Origin of the sequence: Streptomyces sp. NPDC053560 (genome assembly GCF_044544605.1) — a bacterium.
Classification (GTDB): Bacteria; Actinomycetota; Actinomycetes; order Streptomycetales; family Streptomycetaceae; genus Streptomyces.
Genome location: NZ_JBITXI010000005.1, coordinates 67,542 through 82,909, shown reverse-complemented (window position 1 = coordinate 82,909; position 15,368 = coordinate 67,542). Strand labels below are relative to the sequence as shown.

Annotated in this window: 24 protein-coding genes; 21 read left to right on the top strand and 3 right to left on the bottom strand. The window is 71.3% G+C overall.

All coding sequences use genetic code 11. The features are described from left to right. Positions 1 to 60 precede the first annotated feature (60 nt). A complete protein-coding gene (locus ACIGQF_RS12940) occupies positions 61 to 372 on the bottom strand; it encodes a hypothetical protein (protein WP_399708960.1) in 312 nt (103 codons plus the stop codon). Between the two features lie 216 nt (positions 373 to 588). Here ACIGQF_RS12940 and ACIGQF_RS12935 point away from each other — a divergent pair, with 216 nt between their 5' ends. From ACIGQF_RS12935 to ACIGQF_RS12895, 9 genes are all read left to right on the top strand, one after another. Beyond that, complete coding sequence (locus tag ACIGQF_RS12935; RefSeq protein ID WP_399708957.1) at positions 589 to 939, top strand: hypothetical protein; 351 nt, start codon at positions 589 to 591, stop codon at positions 937 to 939. Further along, positions 939 to 1,109 (top strand): hypothetical protein, encoded by a 171-nt coding sequence (locus ACIGQF_RS12930; RefSeq protein WP_399708954.1) that lies wholly within the window; start codon positions 939 to 941, stop codon positions 1,107 to 1,109. The genes ACIGQF_RS12935 and ACIGQF_RS12930 overlap by 1 nt, the downstream gene beginning before the upstream one ends. Next, positions 1,106 to 1,255 (top strand): hypothetical protein, encoded by a 150-nt coding sequence (locus ACIGQF_RS12925; protein ID WP_399708951.1) that lies wholly within the window; start codon positions 1,106 to 1,108, stop codon positions 1,253 to 1,255. Before ACIGQF_RS12930 ends, ACIGQF_RS12925 begins: the two co-directional genes overlap by 4 nt. 147 nt (positions 1,256 to 1,402) lie before the next feature. Next, on the top strand, positions 1,403 to 2,449 hold the full coding sequence (locus ACIGQF_RS12920) for a hypothetical protein (RefSeq protein WP_399708948.1): 1,047 nt from the start codon (positions 1,403 to 1,405) through the stop codon (positions 2,447 to 2,449). Next, on the top strand, positions 2,446 to 3,105 hold the full coding sequence (locus tag ACIGQF_RS12915) for a nuclease-related domain-containing protein (protein ID WP_399708945.1): 660 nt from the start codon (positions 2,446 to 2,448) through the stop codon (positions 3,103 to 3,105). The genes ACIGQF_RS12920 and ACIGQF_RS12915 overlap by 4 nt, the downstream gene beginning before the upstream one ends. A gap of 1 nt (position 3,106) precedes the next feature. Next, complete coding sequence (locus ACIGQF_RS12910) at positions 3,107 to 3,811, top strand: hypothetical protein (RefSeq protein ID WP_399708942.1); 705 nt, start codon at positions 3,107 to 3,109, stop codon at positions 3,809 to 3,811. A 42-nt stretch (positions 3,812 to 3,853) separates the two neighbouring features. Further along, positions 3,854 to 4,261, top strand: coding sequence for a hypothetical protein (locus ACIGQF_RS12905; RefSeq protein WP_399708939.1), 408 nt, complete (start codon positions 3,854 to 3,856; stop codon positions 4,259 to 4,261). After that, complete coding sequence (locus ACIGQF_RS12900) at positions 4,258 to 5,445, top strand: hypothetical protein (protein WP_399708936.1); 1,188 nt, start codon at positions 4,258 to 4,260, stop codon at positions 5,443 to 5,445. Before ACIGQF_RS12905 ends, ACIGQF_RS12900 begins: the two co-directional genes overlap by 4 nt. A 10-nt stretch (positions 5,446 to 5,455) precedes the next feature. Further along, a complete protein-coding gene (locus tag ACIGQF_RS12895; protein ID WP_399708933.1) occupies positions 5,456 to 5,698 on the top strand; it encodes a hypothetical protein in 243 nt (80 codons plus the stop codon). 83 nt (positions 5,699 to 5,781) lie between these two features. Here the strand turns inward: ACIGQF_RS12895 and ACIGQF_RS12890 are convergent, their stop codons facing one another. Next, positions 5,782 to 6,048 carry a hypothetical protein gene (locus tag ACIGQF_RS12890; protein ID WP_399708930.1) on the bottom strand — a complete coding sequence of 89 codons (267 nt, stop codon included), beginning with the start codon at positions 6,046 to 6,048 and terminating at the stop codon, positions 5,782 to 5,784. Between the two features lie 140 nt (positions 6,049 to 6,188). On the opposite strand from ACIGQF_RS12890, the gene ACIGQF_RS12885 reads away from it, so the two are divergent. From ACIGQF_RS12885 to ACIGQF_RS12845, 9 genes are all read left to right on the top strand, one after another. Further along, entirely contained in the window at positions 6,189 to 7,091 is a 903-nt protein-coding gene (locus ACIGQF_RS12885; RefSeq protein WP_399708927.1) for a hypothetical protein, read from the top strand. A 36-nt stretch (positions 7,092 to 7,127) separates the two neighbouring features. Then, positions 7,128 to 7,622, top strand: coding sequence for a hypothetical protein (locus ACIGQF_RS12880; protein WP_399708924.1), 495 nt, complete (start codon positions 7,128 to 7,130; stop codon positions 7,620 to 7,622). A gap of 215 nt (positions 7,623 to 7,837) precedes the next feature. Continuing rightward, positions 7,838 to 8,185 (top strand): hypothetical protein, encoded by a 348-nt coding sequence (locus ACIGQF_RS12875; RefSeq protein ID WP_399708921.1) that lies wholly within the window; start codon positions 7,838 to 7,840, stop codon positions 8,183 to 8,185. 22 nt (positions 8,186 to 8,207) lie between these two features. After that, the gene (locus ACIGQF_RS12870) at positions 8,208 to 8,858 is read left to right on the top strand and encodes a hypothetical protein (RefSeq protein WP_399708918.1); all 651 of its coding nucleotides are present in this window, start codon (positions 8,208 to 8,210) and stop codon (positions 8,856 to 8,858) included. A gap of 34 nt (positions 8,859 to 8,892) precedes the next feature. After that, complete coding sequence (locus ACIGQF_RS12865; protein WP_399708915.1) at positions 8,893 to 9,237, top strand: hypothetical protein; 345 nt, start codon at positions 8,893 to 8,895, stop codon at positions 9,235 to 9,237. 81 nt (positions 9,238 to 9,318) lie between these two features. Continuing rightward, positions 9,319 to 10,017 (top strand): hypothetical protein, encoded by a 699-nt coding sequence (locus ACIGQF_RS12860; protein WP_399708912.1) that lies wholly within the window; start codon positions 9,319 to 9,321, stop codon positions 10,015 to 10,017. A gap of 129 nt (positions 10,018 to 10,146) precedes the next feature. Further along, positions 10,147 to 10,686, top strand: coding sequence for a hypothetical protein (locus ACIGQF_RS12855; RefSeq protein ID WP_399708909.1), 540 nt, complete (start codon positions 10,147 to 10,149; stop codon positions 10,684 to 10,686). Positions 10,687 to 10,718: 32 nt separating this feature from the next. Continuing rightward, complete coding sequence (locus tag ACIGQF_RS12850) at positions 10,719 to 11,858, top strand: hypothetical protein (RefSeq protein ID WP_399708906.1); 1,140 nt, start codon at positions 10,719 to 10,721, stop codon at positions 11,856 to 11,858. A gap of 60 nt (positions 11,859 to 11,918) precedes the next feature. After that, positions 11,919 to 12,365, top strand: a complete 447-nt coding sequence (locus ACIGQF_RS12845) for a hypothetical protein (RefSeq protein ID WP_399708903.1) — start codon at positions 11,919 to 11,921, stop codon at positions 12,363 to 12,365. Positions 12,366 to 12,436: 71 nt separating this feature from the next. Here the strand turns inward: ACIGQF_RS12845 and ACIGQF_RS12840 are convergent, their stop codons facing one another. Continuing rightward, positions 12,437 to 12,724 carry a sigma-70 family RNA polymerase sigma factor gene (locus tag ACIGQF_RS12840; protein ID WP_399708900.1) on the bottom strand — a complete coding sequence of 96 codons (288 nt, stop codon included), beginning with the start codon at positions 12,722 to 12,724 and terminating at the stop codon, positions 12,437 to 12,439. A gap of 172 nt (positions 12,725 to 12,896) precedes the next feature. Between ACIGQF_RS12840 and ACIGQF_RS12835 the strand changes: the two genes are divergently transcribed. The 3 genes from ACIGQF_RS12835 to ACIGQF_RS12825 all read left to right on the top strand — a co-directional run bounded on the left by ACIGQF_RS12835 (position 12,897) and on the right by ACIGQF_RS12825 (position 15,320). Then, on the top strand, positions 12,897 to 13,583 hold the full coding sequence (locus ACIGQF_RS12835; protein ID WP_399708897.1) for a hypothetical protein: 687 nt from the start codon (positions 12,897 to 12,899) through the stop codon (positions 13,581 to 13,583). Positions 13,584 to 13,649: 66 nt separating this feature from the next. Beyond that, positions 13,650 to 13,838, top strand: a complete 189-nt coding sequence (locus tag ACIGQF_RS12830) for a hypothetical protein (RefSeq protein ID WP_399708894.1) — start codon at positions 13,650 to 13,652, stop codon at positions 13,836 to 13,838. A 69-nt stretch (positions 13,839 to 13,907) separates the two neighbouring features. Beyond that, entirely contained in the window at positions 13,908 to 15,320 is a 1,413-nt protein-coding gene (locus ACIGQF_RS12825; RefSeq protein ID WP_399708891.1) for a DUF3560 domain-containing protein, read from the top strand. Positions 15,321 to 15,368: the final 48 nt, after the last annotated feature.

Genomic DNA, 15,368 nt, shown 5'->3' with positions numbered 1-15,368 from the left:
ACACGGCCCCCCGCACCGACGATCCAGTGCGGGGGCCGTGTCACGTGGTGAACTGCCGGGCTACTCCCCGCCCTTCTCCGCCTGCTGGGCGGCCTCCGCCTGGCGCTTCTCTTCGAGATCGGTCCGGTAGCCCGGTCGCAGCTTCCGCTGTCGGAAGTACCGCAGCACCGCGTTCCACAGCCACAGCCGCACACGGCCGCGCACGTAGATCGGCTTCGGGAAATCCGGGTCAGCGGCCACGAGTTGCCGGACCCGTGCCGCACTGACGCGTGGCAGGTTCTCAGCCGTCAAGCGGTCCGGAATCTCCGGAATCGAAACGATCACGATGTCCTGCTCACGTACGGTCGGCGCCCCCTTCGGGGAGTCGGGCATGCCGCCATCCTCTCACGAACCTGCTTGCGCAACCTGTGCAAGCAGGTAGGCTCTGATCAAACAACACAAGCCCCGGCCCTGGTGGTCGCACACGAGAGCCGGGGCCGATTACAGCGGCGGCCCGGTAGTCGCATACCGGGCCGCCTAGACCCCGGCCTCGCGGTCGCACGCGAGGGCCGGGAACCGCCAGACACCTGCCACTACAGGAGCTGACGCATGGCTCACTCTACTGATCTGAAATCGCCTCCGGCAGCGGCCGGCGACGACCCGGACTTCACCGAAACCGTCGCCCGCGTACTCGCGGCGGTCGCCGACCACTTCACGACCGCCCGACCCGGCGACCGGCTCGAAGAGAACGCGCTGCTGATCAACGTCCAGACGCAGGCGTACGACATCTGCGGCCGGAGCATCGGCAGCCGCGCCGCGCACATCGCCCGTACGGCGATGGCCGCAGCGCCGGAGCAGCCCGCCGACATCACCCGCGGTGAGTACGCGCTGCGCCTGCGCCGCGTCATCAACCGCGCCCCGGCCGGCGACCTGGTCGGCGCGACGGGCGGTGCCCTCTGATGAGCAACGGCAGCAGTGAAGGAGCCAAGAAGCTCCTCGCCGAAGCGGCCGAGGACTACGGCACCCCGAAGGAACGCGAGGAGCGGGCGGGGCAGGCGCGGCTGCAATCGGGCATGGCCCGGTCGCGCGCCTCGCACACTGCCTCGTCCAACGGGCGGAGGCGGTCATGACTCACCGCCGCACGATGTCGACCCGCCAGCCCGAGCGGCCCGGGAACGAACGCCACCGCACCGAATACGACCCGGCGCGCGGCGGCTACTACCCGCCCGAGAAGAAGCAGTCCGAGCCGGAGAAGCCCAAGGACGCACCGAAGTAGCGGACTTGGCCTCACCGGCGAGGGACGAAGCCGACCGGTGACGGTGACGTACCGTCTCCGGTCCTTCGGGCCGGGCCGCCCTCCGACTTCCCCCCAGGGGAGCGGCCCGGCCACCCCCTTGTATCGCCACACCCGAGAGGCAGACCCATGCACGAGGGCACCGACAGGCCACGCATCCCCGGCGTGCGCTACGAGAAGGTCACCCGGACCAGGCCGGAGACGACGGTCATCGACGGCCAGGCCGAGACCCGCGAGGTCGAGTTCGACGAGTGGGTGCCGGTGCCGCCCCGCGACTGGGACCTGATCGTCCTGCGGGCGGTGACCGCCGTCGCCGTCGTCGTGACCCTCCTCGCGGTCTCCGGCACCACCGCCAGCATCGGCGGACTCCTGGACACCATCGTGCCCGCACTGATCGCCTACAGCATCGCCGCGATCTTCGACGTGTCGTGGCTCGTGTGCATCGCCGTCGAGTGGCTGGAGCGGTTCGACCCGGACCGTGCCCGGATCGCCCGAAACTGCGGCTGGGTCGCCCTCGGCATCTCCATGGGCACGGTCATCGCCTTCGGGCACCACCACGAGGAGACCGTCGCCGGTATCGCGGGGGCCGCGGTCTCCCTGCTCGCCAAGGGCCTGTGCGCTCTGGTCCTGCGCTACTACGCCGTGCCCCTCTCGCCTGGCGTGGCGTTCTGGCTGCGCCGCCGCCGCGAGAAGATCGCCGCGCGGATGGCCGTCTCGGCGCAGCTCCGACGCCTCAACACCTTCGAGGCGTACGCGCAGGCGGCGTTCGGGCCGGAAGCCAACCGCGCGGAGGCGATCACCACCGGCCAGGCCGGCTCACTGCCGTCCGGACAGCGTCCGGACAACGCGGACACACCTGTCCCGCCAGTGTCCGGACAGGTGCCCGCGCAGCCCGCGCCGGGGCAGCGTCCGGACACGCAGGACACCGCCGGCACGGACACCTCCGGACAGGGACAGGACAGCAGCGCGCCGCCCGTGCCTCCCGTCTCGCCGATCGCCGGCGGCTCCATCGCCGCGACGATCCGCAGCGAGCTCACCAAAAACCCGCAGATCAGCGACGACAGCCTCACCGCCCGCGTCGCAGCCGTGCACGGCGAGCGGAAGAACCTCGCCGAGACCGTGCGCCGCACCCGCGGCCGGATCGAGACGCACAAGAAGAAGAGGACAGCATCGTGACGCCCACCCTGGTGCTCGCCGCAGCCGCCGTCGTCCGGTGGCTGCGGCGACGTCGACGCCCCGGCCTGGCCGGGACGTCGGCCGCCGCCCGCGCCCGCCAGCTCCGCACCCCGCTGGTGATGCTCGCCGAGCTCGTCGGCGTGCGGACCGTTGCCGGACGGCAGGCCGCCCGCTATGACGCCGGCGCGGCGGGGGAGAGGCGCATCGGTGCGCTCCTCGACCAACTCCGCAACGAGGGCTGGACCATCCTGCACGACCTGGGCCTGCCCACCGGCAACGCGAACGTCGACCATCTGGCGATCAGCCCGCGCGGCGTCGTCGTGCTCGTCGACACGAAACGCTGGGATGCCCGCTACCGGGTCCGCGTCGACGGGAACCGGCTGCTGCATGGCACGCGGGACGTCACCGACCGGGTCAGCGGCACACGCCACGAAGCCCTCACGGTGGCCCGCGTTCTCGGCGGTCCGGTCATCCCCGTCGCCGTCATCGACGGAGCGCCCGTCGACGAGGGAGAGACCCGCCTCGGTCCCATCCGCATCGTTCCCGCCAGCAGCGCACTGGCGGTCCTGCGGCAGTGCGCTCGCAGCCACAGCGGGCACGGCCCCGGCACCGGGGCGCGAGCCGCCCGCCTCCTCAAGCCGCACGGAAGGAACTGACGTGGACCTACGCCTGCGCTCCCTGCTCCACCGGGTCACCACCGATCCGGACACCCCGGACATGGCCCCGGACAGCGTCTCGGACGGTCCGGACACCGCACCGCGTCAGCCCTCCGCCGGTCCGCCCCGCCTGCCCGAGTGGTGGCGGAAGGACAAGCCCAGCCTCGACGACCTCGAGGACGACGAGGCACAGAAGCCGGCACTGCTCACCAAGGACGACCTCGACGACGACCAAGAGCACGGCGCGGCCGACGACTTCGACGATGTCGACGAGGGCACGGACGACGACGAGGACGGGGGAGAGAAGAGCCGCAGGTGGCGGCCCCGCGGCGGCTCCGCCGGCCGCGTCTACCGGCGCCCCACGTACTACGACCGCAAGCCGGCCCCGAAGCAGGCACTCATCGAGTGGTGGCTGCACCTGCCCGGCCGCCATCGCTGGCTCCTCTACAACGGCGTCGCCCTGGGGGCCGGATTCGCCCTGGGCGTCCCGCAGTTCTTCACCGCCGAGACCGCGTTCCTCGTGGACACCTACGACTCGTGGACCGCCCCGTACGTCCTGCTCTGGTACGGCATCGCGCTCGGCATCTGGGCCTGGGACAGCCGCACCCGCGGCTGGTTCCCCCTCTTCGCCATCACCGCCCGCATACCGCTGATCTCGATGGTCATCGGCGTGCTGCTGTACGGAACTCCCGACCTGCCCGCTTGACCCCGCCCGCCACGCGGCGGCCACCCGAAACGGACACCACGCATGAACAGCATCCTCGGCGCCCTCGGCACCGTCGGACTCGCCGTTGCTCTCACCTTCCTGCTGATCCTCGGCACCAAGGGCGGCGGCAAGATCAAGCCGCTCGGCTGGGGAGCCACCCTCGTCCTTTCGATGATCGCCGGAGCCGCGTACAAGGCAGCGGGCACACCGTTCGACCTGGTATCCAGCCTCGTCAACGACGCGATCAGCCTGACCGGGGACGTCCTGCCCCGCTACAGCATGCCGGGCATGGCCCTGACGCTGCTCGTCGTCATCCTGTGGGCGAAGCTGTCCACCCGGCAGGTCGCCGTGATCGGCATCTGCTTCTGGTACGTCGCCTCCGGCGCTGACGGGGCCTGGGGCATCGTCGCGGACAAGATCCAGCTCATCGCGGTGAGTCTCGCGTCATGAGCGCCGCCCACCTGCACGCCGTCCCCGACCCCGACGAGGACGGGGCGCCCGACGAGGTGCCCGTGCCCGCTCCGGTCGCCCCCGTGCCGGTCGTCGACGACGAGGACCAGGTGCCGGAGGACGAGTACGACCAGGAGGAGGCGGACGGGGAGGAGCTTCACCCCGCGAGGGCTCTCGCGATGCCCAACCTCCGCCCGTACGTCGACCTGCGCCCGCTCGCCGAGCTCGGTCCGCTCGCCGTCGAAGCCGGGCGCCGCAACGGCCCTGCGCTGCTGCGCGGCCTGGTCGAGTTCCTGTGCGTTCTCGGCCGCGGCCTGGCCGTGCTCGTGGCCCTGGCAGTGGGATGGCTGTCCGGCAGCATCGGCAAATCCGGCAGCATCGCCGCCCGCTTCGCCGGCGCCGGGTTCACCGTCTACGGCGTGGTGCGCCTGTCCATGAAGTATCCCGACTACGCGCCGTGGGCCATCGGCGGGCCGCTGTTCCTCGCCATGATGCTGGCGGGGGAGGGCCGCATCACCGCCCCCGGCAGCACGCCCAGGAAAGCAGGGAAGCAGCAGAAGGAGGGGGAGGAACAGCAGGAGGGGGAGGAGCCGCAGGAGCAGCCGTGCGAGGAGCAGCCGCAGAAGACGCGGGGCGGGTTGTTCGGACGCTTCCGCAAAGCCGCCAAGTACCCTGCCGTCGACCTCTCCAAGCAGCCCGCCACCGCGGCCGACACGGCAGGGGGAGAGGTGGCTCCTGCCGTCCCCGACGAGCCCCCGCTGACCAATCTCCTGCGGAAGGAGATCGGGGAGGAGAACGGGGTGCACCTGGTCGACCTGCGGCCGGCCATGCGGGAGCACCTGCCGGGCCTCTCCTCGGCCACTGATGAGGAGCTGCGCCAGGCCCTCATCGCGGGTGGCTTCGACCCCTCCCGGAAGTTCCGCGCGAGGGGGGTCGCTGGGCGGGCCGGAGTGCACCGCACGCAGCTTCCGCCGCTGCCCTCCCCCGGGAGTGGCCCAGGGGCGTTCTCCGCGCCGCTCTCCGCCCCCGGAGAGCTGCCGCGACCTGCGGACTCTCCGGAAGCGGAGAGCGGCGGAGAGTCGGGCGGAGAGCCAAATGGGAGGGGATACAGCATCGTTCGTGACCCCGAGAGGGGTCCATCCGCGTGGAGAATCCAGCATCATGGGGGTGATCGGAATGGCTAAGGGGGCGGCGATGCGAAAGAGGTACCGGTGCGAGCAGTGCCGGACGACGTCACCCCCGGTGCTGACCCGTAGCGCGCTCGCCATCGAGCGGCACGAGCATCGCCGGCAGTTCCACGGCGGGCACGTCCCGGACGGTGAGCGTGTGGTCGAACCGGGGCGGTCCAGCTTCTTCGCTCTGCCGCGCGAGCAGCAGATCGTAGGAACGGTCATGATCGTCGGCCTCGTGGTCGCGTTGCTGGTCCGCTTCACGTAGGAGTGCCGGTCTGGTTCCCCGTCGGGCCGGGACGGCGCCGAGGGCCGCGTACCTGTGGTGCGCGGCCCTCTGTGTGTGCGGCCTCAGTCCTTCTTCGAGCGCACCTGGCGCTTCGGCGTGACGTTGTACTCGATCGCGATGCTTCGCACCGTCGGCTCGGTGTACGGGGTGTGCTCGGCCATCTTCCCCTGTGAGAGCCCCGACGCCCGCAGCTCGTCGGCGATGGCCTTGCGGTACGCGTGCCGCTTGGCCTCGTACTCCGTCCATGCGTCGTCCATGGCTTTCTGGGCGGCGAGCAGTTTTGCGCTCGGCTCGTACGGCGGTGATGCCTTTTTCGGGTGGGCGCTCATGCAGAGAAGTATTTCACAAGTCAGCTTTGGAAAACGAGTGTGGCGTGCCTGACCTGCGCAAACGATCCGAAACTCGGTTTTCCAAAGGCGGCTTTGGGTAGAATGGGAGTGAATCACTCACTCACCCGAGAAGGCAGAAGATGTCCGATCCTCAGAGCTATGTCCGGCACCTTGCGGGCCAGTCCCAACTGGCCGCCGCCGCGTTCCAGGTCGGCGAGATCGTCGCCGAGACCGATGCCCGCCGCGAGGCCCGCGCCGAGCTGAAAATCCACCACTTCACCAGCACCGCTGATGCCCGCACCGCGTGCGACCGCGACGACGTCACCGACGGTGACGTGCTCGTGGTCGGCCCCGAAGGGGTAGTCGGGTTCCTCGTCGTCGCCCTCCCCGCCGCCATCACCGAGGAGCGCGGCGAGTTCGGCCGACTGCCCACCCCTGCACACGAATACATGGCCGGCGAGTACGCGGACAGCGCTCACCTCGCCGAGTGCGCCGCCCGGGCGCTGGGCGTACCGGTGCGTGCCGAGCACGCCTCGCCGGTGACCCTCGCGCTCCGCGCGGACAACCTGCCGGGTGCGTCCGGACAGTCTGCGCCCGCGTCCGGACAGCCCATAGAGGGCGTCATCGTCGAGCACAACGGCACCTCACGCGGCTGCGCCCCGCGCCACTGCACCGACCCCGACGTGATCGCTGCCCGTGAGGCCCTGGACGGCCTGCTGCCCGCGACCCTCACCGACCGCCACGACATCAGCGAGCCTGCTGACGACGAGCGGGACGTACGCGGATGGGTCGCCGACCCCCGCGGGGCCGGGCGGGTCGCCTTCTACTGGCTCGAAGGCGGACGAGTCAGGCGCCGTGACGACGAGTGGCACGGGCTGTGCCTCAAGATCCTCGCGGACCGACTCGCTGAACGCGGCTGGCGTACCGAGCCGATGCTCAGGTGCTCCCAGTGCGTGTTCGCGCACCGCCCCGGCAGCCCGGGCGGCGTCGCAGTGAACCATGCGGCCCTGGCCGTCCGCTCGCACGGCCCGGCCGGCGAGTAGCCACCCCTGCGCCCCTACATCCGAGACGAGGAATCCATGTACGAAGTGACGATCCAACACCCGGCCATCGACGAGCGGCAGTTCACCTGCGAGGGGAACGGTGACCTGCTGGCCCTCGTGTACGGCGTGCACGTGGCGCAGGGCGAACCCGTGGCCGACGACAAGCAGACCATGGCGGCCGTGGACGTCGTGCGCCTCCAGGCCGACGCGGGGGAGACCGCCACCCTGAACGCGCACAAGGCGACGATCACCGTCGACGCCTACGACGACCTCGACTACGCCTGCGAGGGCCACGAGGGCGAGGACGCCGTCCTGCTGGGTGGGCCGTCGACCTGTGACGGCTCGTGCAAGCCCCGGAAGCGTTTCGACCGGGCCGCACTCGTCGACCTGGCCTCGGCGCTCGACGACGCCGAACTGGACGCCACCGGCGGCTGCGGCGCCTGCGGGCTGGAGGCCGGGCAGATGTGCGCGGCCTGCGGCCGGTGCAACTGCGAGCGGCACGACAGGTGCAAGCGCCCCGCGGACAGCTAGCCGGACAGTGTCCGGACAGCCCAGGCGCCCTGCCCTCCCCCGCGGAGGGCAGGGCGCCTTGCCGTTTCGCTGACCTGCACGGACGCCTGTCCGGACACATCCCCGCTTTGCCGATACTTTGCTGAACCCAGTTTCCAAACTGGATTTTCCAAAGTTGCCTTTGGGTAGGATTTGAATGTCACACCAACCCACCCAGCCAGGCGAAAGGGCAGGTCATGAGCGCATCGGCCACCCACACCGAACCGGTCCGCTGCCACAAGTGCCGCCGCCCGCTGCGCCGCCCCACCCCCGACGGCTACGGCCCGAAGTGCAGGCGCAAGGTCCGCCGCACCGGGCGCTGCGCCGCCACGCCCTACCCCCAGTGGCAGATCACGAAGGCGATCGAGCTGCTGGAGATGGGCGCCCTCATCCCGCTCCGCGCGAACCGCGTGTTCCTCGCCGTGTCCGACGACGGCAGCGAGGTCTACCGGACAGCCGCCTCCGGACAGTGCAACTGCCCCGCCGGCCTGCGCTCGATCGCCTGCTACCACGCCGCCGCGGCCCACCTGGTCGCCGCCGCCTGACCGTCCGACGGAGGACACCACCATGAACAGCTACGTGAAGGCCGCCACCCGCGCCCGACTGCTCGGCAACATCGTCCGAGGCCGCGCGGCCGACCACCCCCGACGCCGCGCCGTGCTGGCCGTCGCCCGCCACCTGCACGACGCCTCGCTCGCGTTCCTCGACGAGGCAGACAAGCCCGCCGCACACGTACCCGAAGCGGCAGGCGCCGCCCTGCTGGCCGCACGCGACGCGGCCCGGGCCGCCGGCACCGGCGTCTCGCCCGTGGTCGTCGACCACGTCGCCGAGATCGTCACCGGCGAACGCGTGCGGCACTACGACCTGCACCCGCTCCACTTCGAGCACCTGGACGCCGAGCGCACCATCCGTGCCCGGCTGCTGGCCGTGCACGAGAGCGGCCACCTCGACAGCCGAGACGAGGACGTGGCGCTCGCTGCGCTCTCCTCGCTCGTCGACCTGCACGCCGATCACGACGAGCTCGCCGCCACCGTCCGGACGTACGGGCGCTGGAACCGCGACCTGCCGGTCACCTACCGCACGGCCGACGGCCGACGCACCGCCGAGCTGCGCTCCGGCCACCTGACCGTTCACGAGGGCTCGCGCCTGCTCGCCGAGATCGACGTGCCAGAAGAGATGACCCCGGCCGGGGCCTGGGACCTCATCGCCGCCGCCTGACCCACCCACCCGCACACCACAACGAGGAGACGCCATGTTCACCGCAGCCATCACCTACCGGGGCGCCCGCACCACCGAGCAGGCCAGTGAGGCCGACGTCCGCGCCTACCTGCGCTTCGCCAGCGCCAGCGACTACCGGATGGACGTGACCAGCAACGGCGGAATCACGGTCGCCGCGAACAGCGACAACTCGGTGACGTTCACGCCCGCCGCACCCGCGGCCGACGTCGCCGCGCCGCTGGCCCTCGCCGCCCGCCTCGCCCGCCTCGCCCGTGAGCACCGCACCAGCAGCGACGGCGAGCGGCAGGACGCCGCGAAGAGCCTCGCGGACGAGCTGCGGGCGGAGCACAAGGCCGCGCGTCAGGCCGTCCCCGCCTGACCGGTGTCCGGACTGTCCGGACACCGCACAGGGGGCCGCCGCCCGGCAGCCCCCGCCCACCAACCAACGGGAGGACCCGACATGTTCCGCGAGACGATCACCCACCAGGGCGGCACCACCAACGGCAACGCCAGCGAGGCGCACGCCATGCTGATCCTGCGCCGCGCGGTGACCCGCGGCTACACCATCGACGCGAGCACCGACGGAGGCGCGACGGTCTCGTGGACGGCCAGGCGGTTCGGCGTCGGTACCCAGGTCATCGAGGCGCCCCGCTCGATCGAGCTCGTCCCTCACCTGCCGGTCGGCAATGCGCTGACCGTCCGCACGTGTGAGGACCTGCTGCTCATCGACTCTGAGCGCCACCCGGCGACGTACGACCCGGAGGCGCGCGTCATCACGGGCGGCATCTGGCGCATCCCGCCCGCAGCCAGCGCGAGACTGCGGGCGCGCGGCCTAGTCCACGCTGGCGACGACAACAGCGTCCGGCTGACTCTCGTCACCCGGCTCGCGCTGATCGCCCGCGATCACCGCACCCGCACCACCGAGCCCGAGGGTTGGCACCGGCCCGGCCCCAACGACCCGCCCAGCGCCGGACTGAACAAGCCGGGCCGACGCGCCGGGATGCTCCACTCCTCGGCCTCTGTCGCCATCTGCGAGTGCGGCGAATTCTCCCGCCACTGCGGCGACCGCGAAGAGGCCCGGCGCGCCGCCACGGCGCACCGCCGTGACGAGTTCACGACGTACCTCAAGCTCCTGACCGCCGCGCCGACCCCGGTCTGACGCCGAGCACGGACACCCCCGGACACGTCCCCGGACGTGTCCGGGCGCTGTGCGGACAGTCGGCCGGACACTCCGCGCCACCTGCCCGGACAGCGTCCGGACACCACCCGAACTCTGAGAGGACACGCCATGACCGCCACACCCGCATCCGCCCGCCCGGGGCAGACCAAGCCGGCTCAGCCGGTGCAGGAACTCGCTGAGCGCGGCCCGCTCTACGAGCTGCCCTACGACTACAAGCAGCGCGAGCGGACGTTCACCGTCTCGGTCGCCGGCCCCGAACGCCACGAAGGTGCGAAGCCGCACGCGTACCTGGTCGCGGCGCACACCACGTCGGCCGCCTGGGCGAAGGTGCTCGCCTGGTTCATGACCGAGCACGACACACCCGACGCGTACGTGGTGGCCGACGCGAGCTTCGAGGGCAAGCCCGACCCCGGCAGCCCGCACCTCTGGACCGATCTGCGCCCGGAGTTCGCGCGGCAGGAAGCGCTCGACGACCTCGCGGACCAGGCGGCCGAAGTCATCACCGAGTTCGAGGCCGCGACGTACGGCATCACGGTCGACGGTGACGTGCGCCCCGACCGGCTGGCCGAGTACGGCCAGGCCCGCAGCCACGCGCAAGAGGCCGGGTGGCCGCTGGTTCAGCTCATGGCCGACAACGACGGCCGCTGACCCGGACGGACGGACACAAGGAGCCCTCAGCCATGACGACGAGCACGCCACCCAGCACCCCGACCGTGGCCATCGCGCGCATCCTGCGGGACCTCGGCCTGGTCCAGGGCCGGGGCTGCGACTTCCGCGTGGTCGGCGACTACCGCAACGGCGAACGGATCGGGACGTACGTCCTCCCGCTGAGCCGACGCGCGGACGCGACGATCGCCGACCGCGCCGACGACATCGAGCGCCTGGCGGCCGAAGGCCCCTACCCGTTCCGGGTGTCGGTGCGCTACACGGACGGCGACCGCCCCATGGCGAGCGTCGCGAACTACGGCTCCCGCGTACGCGAGACCCCGAGCGGCGGCGAGCCGTCGACGACGCCGGAACCCGAGCCGGCCCCGGTCGAGCCCGCTCCGGACTCGCCCGGGGCGGGATTCTTCCGGGGCGCGCGTGAACGGGCCTGGCAGTCCCAGCAGGTGCGCGCCCTCGGCTGGTCCGCCCGGCAAGCCGAGCTCGTCGCCGCCGCCGGGTCGATCGGGCTCCAGTACCGCGCGGACGGTGTCCTGCGGCACTACCCGGTGCCCGGCCGCGCCGGTACGCCAGTCGACGAGCAGCGTCTCGCCCCGCTGGTGAAGGCCGGATTCATCGTCGTCGACGAGCCGCACGGCCCCGGAAGCAAGCGCGTGAGCCTGACCCGCGACGGTGCAACGGCACTGCTGCTGTGGCGGCGATGGAGACCGACACCGGCCGTGAAGGACCGCAAGGAGGAGCGCGAACCGCTGCGGCCCCTCCTCGGCGGCGAGTACGCCAACCGGCAGGCCATCGCGGAGACCGAGGCGGACCGGCAGCGCCAGGCCGAGACCGAAGCGCTGCACGCGGCACTCGAGGAGCTGCGCGAGTGGGAGGAGCGGGACGAGCGGCTGTGGGGGGTGTGGGCGAAGGTCCAGGGCATCACGCACCGGCTGGGCCGCAAGCGGCCGACCGACTGGGTGCCCACCGAAGAGGAGATCGCCGAGCACCGCATCGCGCCCGAGCTGGTCGCCGAACTTTACGCCGCTGTCGGGCGTCCGGCCCCGCGGCCCGAACTGCCCAAGACGTCCACGAGCCGCCCTATGGAAGTGCGCCCGTTGGAAGCCGTGCCGGACGAGCAGGAGCAGTTGAGCCTGTTCGACGCCAACGCTGCCTGATTTGCACCCTGCTGGGGGCCGACCGGCCTCCGGCTCACCCGAAACCGAAGGAGGCCCACCATGGGCGCCATTCTCGAACCCTCCCCGGCGATGAGCCCCTGGTACTCGGTGGAGATCCGCCGCGAGTCCGCGTACGTCGGCGCCAGCGTCTACGAGAACGCGGCCGTGCGGATGGTCGGTGGCGAGCGTGACGTCACCGACGAAGAGCTGGCCGCCGCGTGGCGCGTCGTCGACGAGGACACGACCCTCGCGCCGAGCCCGCCCGCCGCGCTGGCCGCCGCCTTGACTCAGATCGTCAGCACCGACACCTACCGGCGGTGGCCCCCGGGAGCCGGCCACTCAGGCGGCGCGGGCGCCGTCCAGGTCGACGGCCGCCTGCTGGTGACCGCACCGAACTCGTACCGGTACGGGCCGACGGACGAGTCGGGCATCGTCTCCACGGTGGAGTTCGCGTACGCCGACATCGCCCCGATCCTCGCTGACCTGGAGCGGATGATGCGCGCCTGACGGGACCGGCCGCGCACATGCAAGGCGCCCCACACCTGGTGGTGTGGGGCGCCTCGTGCTGCCCTGGCCGGTCAGGCGTCCGGCTTCACCGTGCGGCGCGGGCCGGGCTGCCGCCTGTGCCCGGCCGCGATGTCGGAGACCCGCTGCGGCTTGCAGCCGATGCGTGCGCCGATCTCCTCGCGGCTGTGAGTGGCCATCAAGTCGGAGACGACGCGGGCCTTCTGTGCTTTCAGCCAGCGCTGGAGATCGGGGGCGTTGTTCAGTGCCCGCGTCAGCGCCTCGGCTTGGGCCAGGGTCGGTTCGCCGTCGGCGAGCCGGGCCAGGTGGGCGTACGGCTCAGGTGGGTGGCTGTGATCCATAGGCACAGGATAGTGGGTACCCAATAGCTTGAATGACCAAGACTCAGGGGGCCGTGTTTTCGCAGGTCAAACCCCTGAAACTCCGTCGCGATACAGGCCAAAAACGGGTTTTCCAAAGCGCATTTATGGAATGATGTATGTAGATCAACAAACCACCCCGAAAGGACACGAGATGGACGCCAGCACCGCCCTTCGCACCCTGACCCACCGAGCCGAGATGGCATACACGGACGATGAGAAGGCCCGCACCCTGCTGGCCGAACGGCTCGGCCAGGGCGCGGCGACCGACCTCAGCCAGACCATCGACGCTGCGCTGGTCGCCTCCGCGAACGCGAAGCCCTGGCGCCAGCTCATGAAGCGCGTCGAGGCGCACGGCGTCCGCGAGGGCCTGGCCAAGCAGAAGGCCGAGGTGATGGAAGTCCTCCTCTCCTACGGGATGGGCATGAGCACCAGCCTGGTCGCCAACGCGGCGCGGCTGGCCGAGCAGGACGGGCAGCGCCGCTTCCTCAACGCGGTCGACACGATCGAGGTCGACGAGGTCGACGAGGCGGCCGACGCCGAGCCGGCCAAGGTCGCCGAGGCCCCGGTGAACGTCGCGGCGGCCGTGGAGGTCCCGAAGGTGACGCCCGCGCAGAAGCGGACGCTCCAGGCCATCAAGACGGCCGGCGTCAGGCTCCAGCAGTTCCGCACCAGTGGCAGCGTGTGCGTCGAGACCGCCCCGGGCCACGACCGGCCACGTCGCGACATGGTCGAGCACGCCATCGACCAGAAGTGGGCGCAGCGCGACACCTCGACCTCCCTCTACCGCGGCCAGGCCGTGACCCTCACTCCGCTCGGCGAAGCGATCCTCGCCCGCTGACCACCAGCCGCCGGGCGGGGCCAGCCGGCCCCGCCCTCACCACTCTGCCCGAGAGGACCCAACGTCATGACCGAGTTTGCGATCACTGTTTGGCAGATGGACAAGCGCGACGGTCGGCGAGTGAAGACGGAGATCGCGTTCATGACGAAGGCCCGCACGGCGCCGGAGATGGAGGACGAGGTGACGCGACTCCACGAGGAGTACCCGGCCCCCGGCTGGATGACGGAGGTGGACACCGTTCCCCTCTACGCCTGACCCCCACCAATACCCACCTGCCCGGAGCGCACGGCTCCGGGCGGACCCATATCCGAAGGAGGTTGCCCCATGGCGACCGTGACCATCACCCACAGCAGGCTGGAAGGCACGCTCATCGAGGGCAGCGTGAAGGGAGACGGTGTCTGGGAGGTCGTCAAGACCCGCGGGTTCCGCTCCTCGCGCTCGGTCGGGCTGTACGTGCCCCGCTCCCGCGACCGCGAGGCCGACATGTGGCGCATCAACGGCGCCAAGGCGGCGCTGGAGGCCGACGGGCACACCGTCACCGTCGAGATCGACGAGGAGGCGCGGCGCACATTCGCCGAGGCCGAGGACGACCGCGTGCAGCAGGCCGAGGACCGCGCCGAGCGGTACTCCGGCTATGCCGACAATGCGGCCCGCTCCTCGGACGCGCGCCACGAGCGGGCGAACCAGATTGCCCGACGTTTCGAGGGCGGCCAGCCGATCCTCGTCGGGCACCACAGCGAGGGCCGTGCCCGGCGGGACCAAGAGCGCATCCACACGAACATGCGCGCCTCCATCGCCGACGGTAAGCGCGCGGACCACTGGCAGAACCGGGTGGGCGCGGCCGAGAACTACGAGAAGCACCGGAAGGACCCGTACCGCACGCTGCGGCGGCTGGAGAAGTTGCGCGCCGACCTGCGCGCCCAGTTGCGGGTTCACGGTGAGCCGGACGAGGTGGGCTCCCCGTCGGACCGGCACGGAAGGCTGGTCCGGGACCTGCGAGAGGAGATCGCGTACTGGGAGGACATCGTCGCCAAGGCCGAGGCCGCCGGCGTGAAGATTTGGCGGCCGGACGACTTCGCACCCGGCGACTACGCGCTGTACCACGGCTCCTGGTTCCAGGTCGCACGGGTCAACCCGAAGACGCTGTCGATTGCGTGGAACCTGCGGTTGCACCCGAAGCAGGTGATGACGCTGGAGGACGCCACGGAGAACGGGGAGACCTGGACGCACACGGCCGACTACACCAACGTGCGCGCCCGCTGCCCGGAGAAGGCGATGCACGCCTTCCTAGCGGACGAGAAGGTCCCCGGCACGAAGGCAGCGCGCGAGGCATCCGCGGCGGCCCCGGCCGAGGAGGTCCGGGCTGCGCAGGCCGAGGCGAAGAAGAAGAAGCCGAAGCAGCGCACCGACCCGAAGATCCCGAAGAAGATCCGCGTGGACTGCGGTTGGGACGCCACCGAGGCGACGCTGACGTGGCTGAACGGGGCGGGCAGGCCGCACCCCGACCACCCGGCGGAGACGATCCACGCGCCGGAGGGCGCCAAGTTCGGCGAGGCGGCGAACTCGCGGACGCTGCTCTCACAGGTGACCGCGAAGGTGAAGGAGCGCGGCCTGATGTACCGGGGGCGCTGGAACGGTGGACCGCGCAGCCTGGTGCACGCCGTCGTGCCTGATCCGGAGGCGGAGGCGAAGGAGCCGACGACGGAGGACCCGGACGCTCTGTTCGCCATCGACTAGGCCCCTGACCTGCGAAAATAGTGCGCCGATCCGCTGGACGGGGTATTG

Coding starts and splice junctions, on each gene's coding strand:
- ACIGQF_RS12940 (WP_399708960.1), bottom strand. CDS start 372: ATGCCCGACTCCCCGAAGGGGGCGCCGACCGTACGTGAGCAGGACATC.
- ACIGQF_RS12935 (WP_399708957.1), top strand. CDS start 589: ATGGCTCACTCTACTGATCTGAAATCGCCTCCGGCAGCGGCCGGCGAC.
- ACIGQF_RS12930 (WP_399708954.1), top strand. CDS start 939: ATGAGCAACGGCAGCAGTGAAGGAGCCAAGAAGCTCCTCGCCGAAGCG.
- ACIGQF_RS12925 (WP_399708951.1), top strand. CDS start 1,106: ATGACTCACCGCCGCACGATGTCGACCCGCCAGCCCGAGCGGCCCGGG.
- ACIGQF_RS12920 (WP_399708948.1), top strand. CDS start 1,403: ATGCACGAGGGCACCGACAGGCCACGCATCCCCGGCGTGCGCTACGAG.
- ACIGQF_RS12905 (WP_399708939.1), top strand. CDS start 3,854: ATGAACAGCATCCTCGGCGCCCTCGGCACCGTCGGACTCGCCGTTGCT.
- ACIGQF_RS12900 (WP_399708936.1), top strand. CDS start 4,258: ATGAGCGCCGCCCACCTGCACGCCGTCCCCGACCCCGACGAGGACGGG.
- ACIGQF_RS12895 (WP_399708933.1), top strand. CDS start 5,456: ATGCGAAAGAGGTACCGGTGCGAGCAGTGCCGGACGACGTCACCCCCG.
- ACIGQF_RS12890 (WP_399708930.1), bottom strand. CDS start 6,048: ATGAGCGCCCACCCGAAAAAGGCATCACCGCCGTACGAGCCGAGCGCA.
- ACIGQF_RS12885 (WP_399708927.1), top strand. CDS start 6,189: ATGTCCGATCCTCAGAGCTATGTCCGGCACCTTGCGGGCCAGTCCCAA.
- ACIGQF_RS12880 (WP_399708924.1), top strand. CDS start 7,128: ATGTACGAAGTGACGATCCAACACCCGGCCATCGACGAGCGGCAGTTC.
- ACIGQF_RS12875 (WP_399708921.1), top strand. CDS start 7,838: ATGAGCGCATCGGCCACCCACACCGAACCGGTCCGCTGCCACAAGTGC.
- ACIGQF_RS12870 (WP_399708918.1), top strand. CDS start 8,208: ATGAACAGCTACGTGAAGGCCGCCACCCGCGCCCGACTGCTCGGCAAC.
- ACIGQF_RS12865 (WP_399708915.1), top strand. CDS start 8,893: ATGTTCACCGCAGCCATCACCTACCGGGGCGCCCGCACCACCGAGCAG.
- ACIGQF_RS12860 (WP_399708912.1), top strand. CDS start 9,319: ATGTTCCGCGAGACGATCACCCACCAGGGCGGCACCACCAACGGCAAC.
- ACIGQF_RS12855 (WP_399708909.1), top strand. CDS start 10,147: ATGACCGCCACACCCGCATCCGCCCGCCCGGGGCAGACCAAGCCGGCT.
- ACIGQF_RS12850 (WP_399708906.1), top strand. CDS start 10,719: ATGACGACGAGCACGCCACCCAGCACCCCGACCGTGGCCATCGCGCGC.
- ACIGQF_RS12845 (WP_399708903.1), top strand. CDS start 11,919: ATGGGCGCCATTCTCGAACCCTCCCCGGCGATGAGCCCCTGGTACTCG.
- ACIGQF_RS12840 (WP_399708900.1), bottom strand. CDS start 12,724: ATGGATCACAGCCACCCACCTGAGCCGTACGCCCACCTGGCCCGGCTC.
- ACIGQF_RS12835 (WP_399708897.1), top strand. CDS start 12,897: ATGGACGCCAGCACCGCCCTTCGCACCCTGACCCACCGAGCCGAGATG.
- ACIGQF_RS12830 (WP_399708894.1), top strand. CDS start 13,650: ATGACCGAGTTTGCGATCACTGTTTGGCAGATGGACAAGCGCGACGGT.
- ACIGQF_RS12825 (WP_399708891.1), top strand. CDS start 13,908: ATGGCGACCGTGACCATCACCCACAGCAGGCTGGAAGGCACGCTCATC.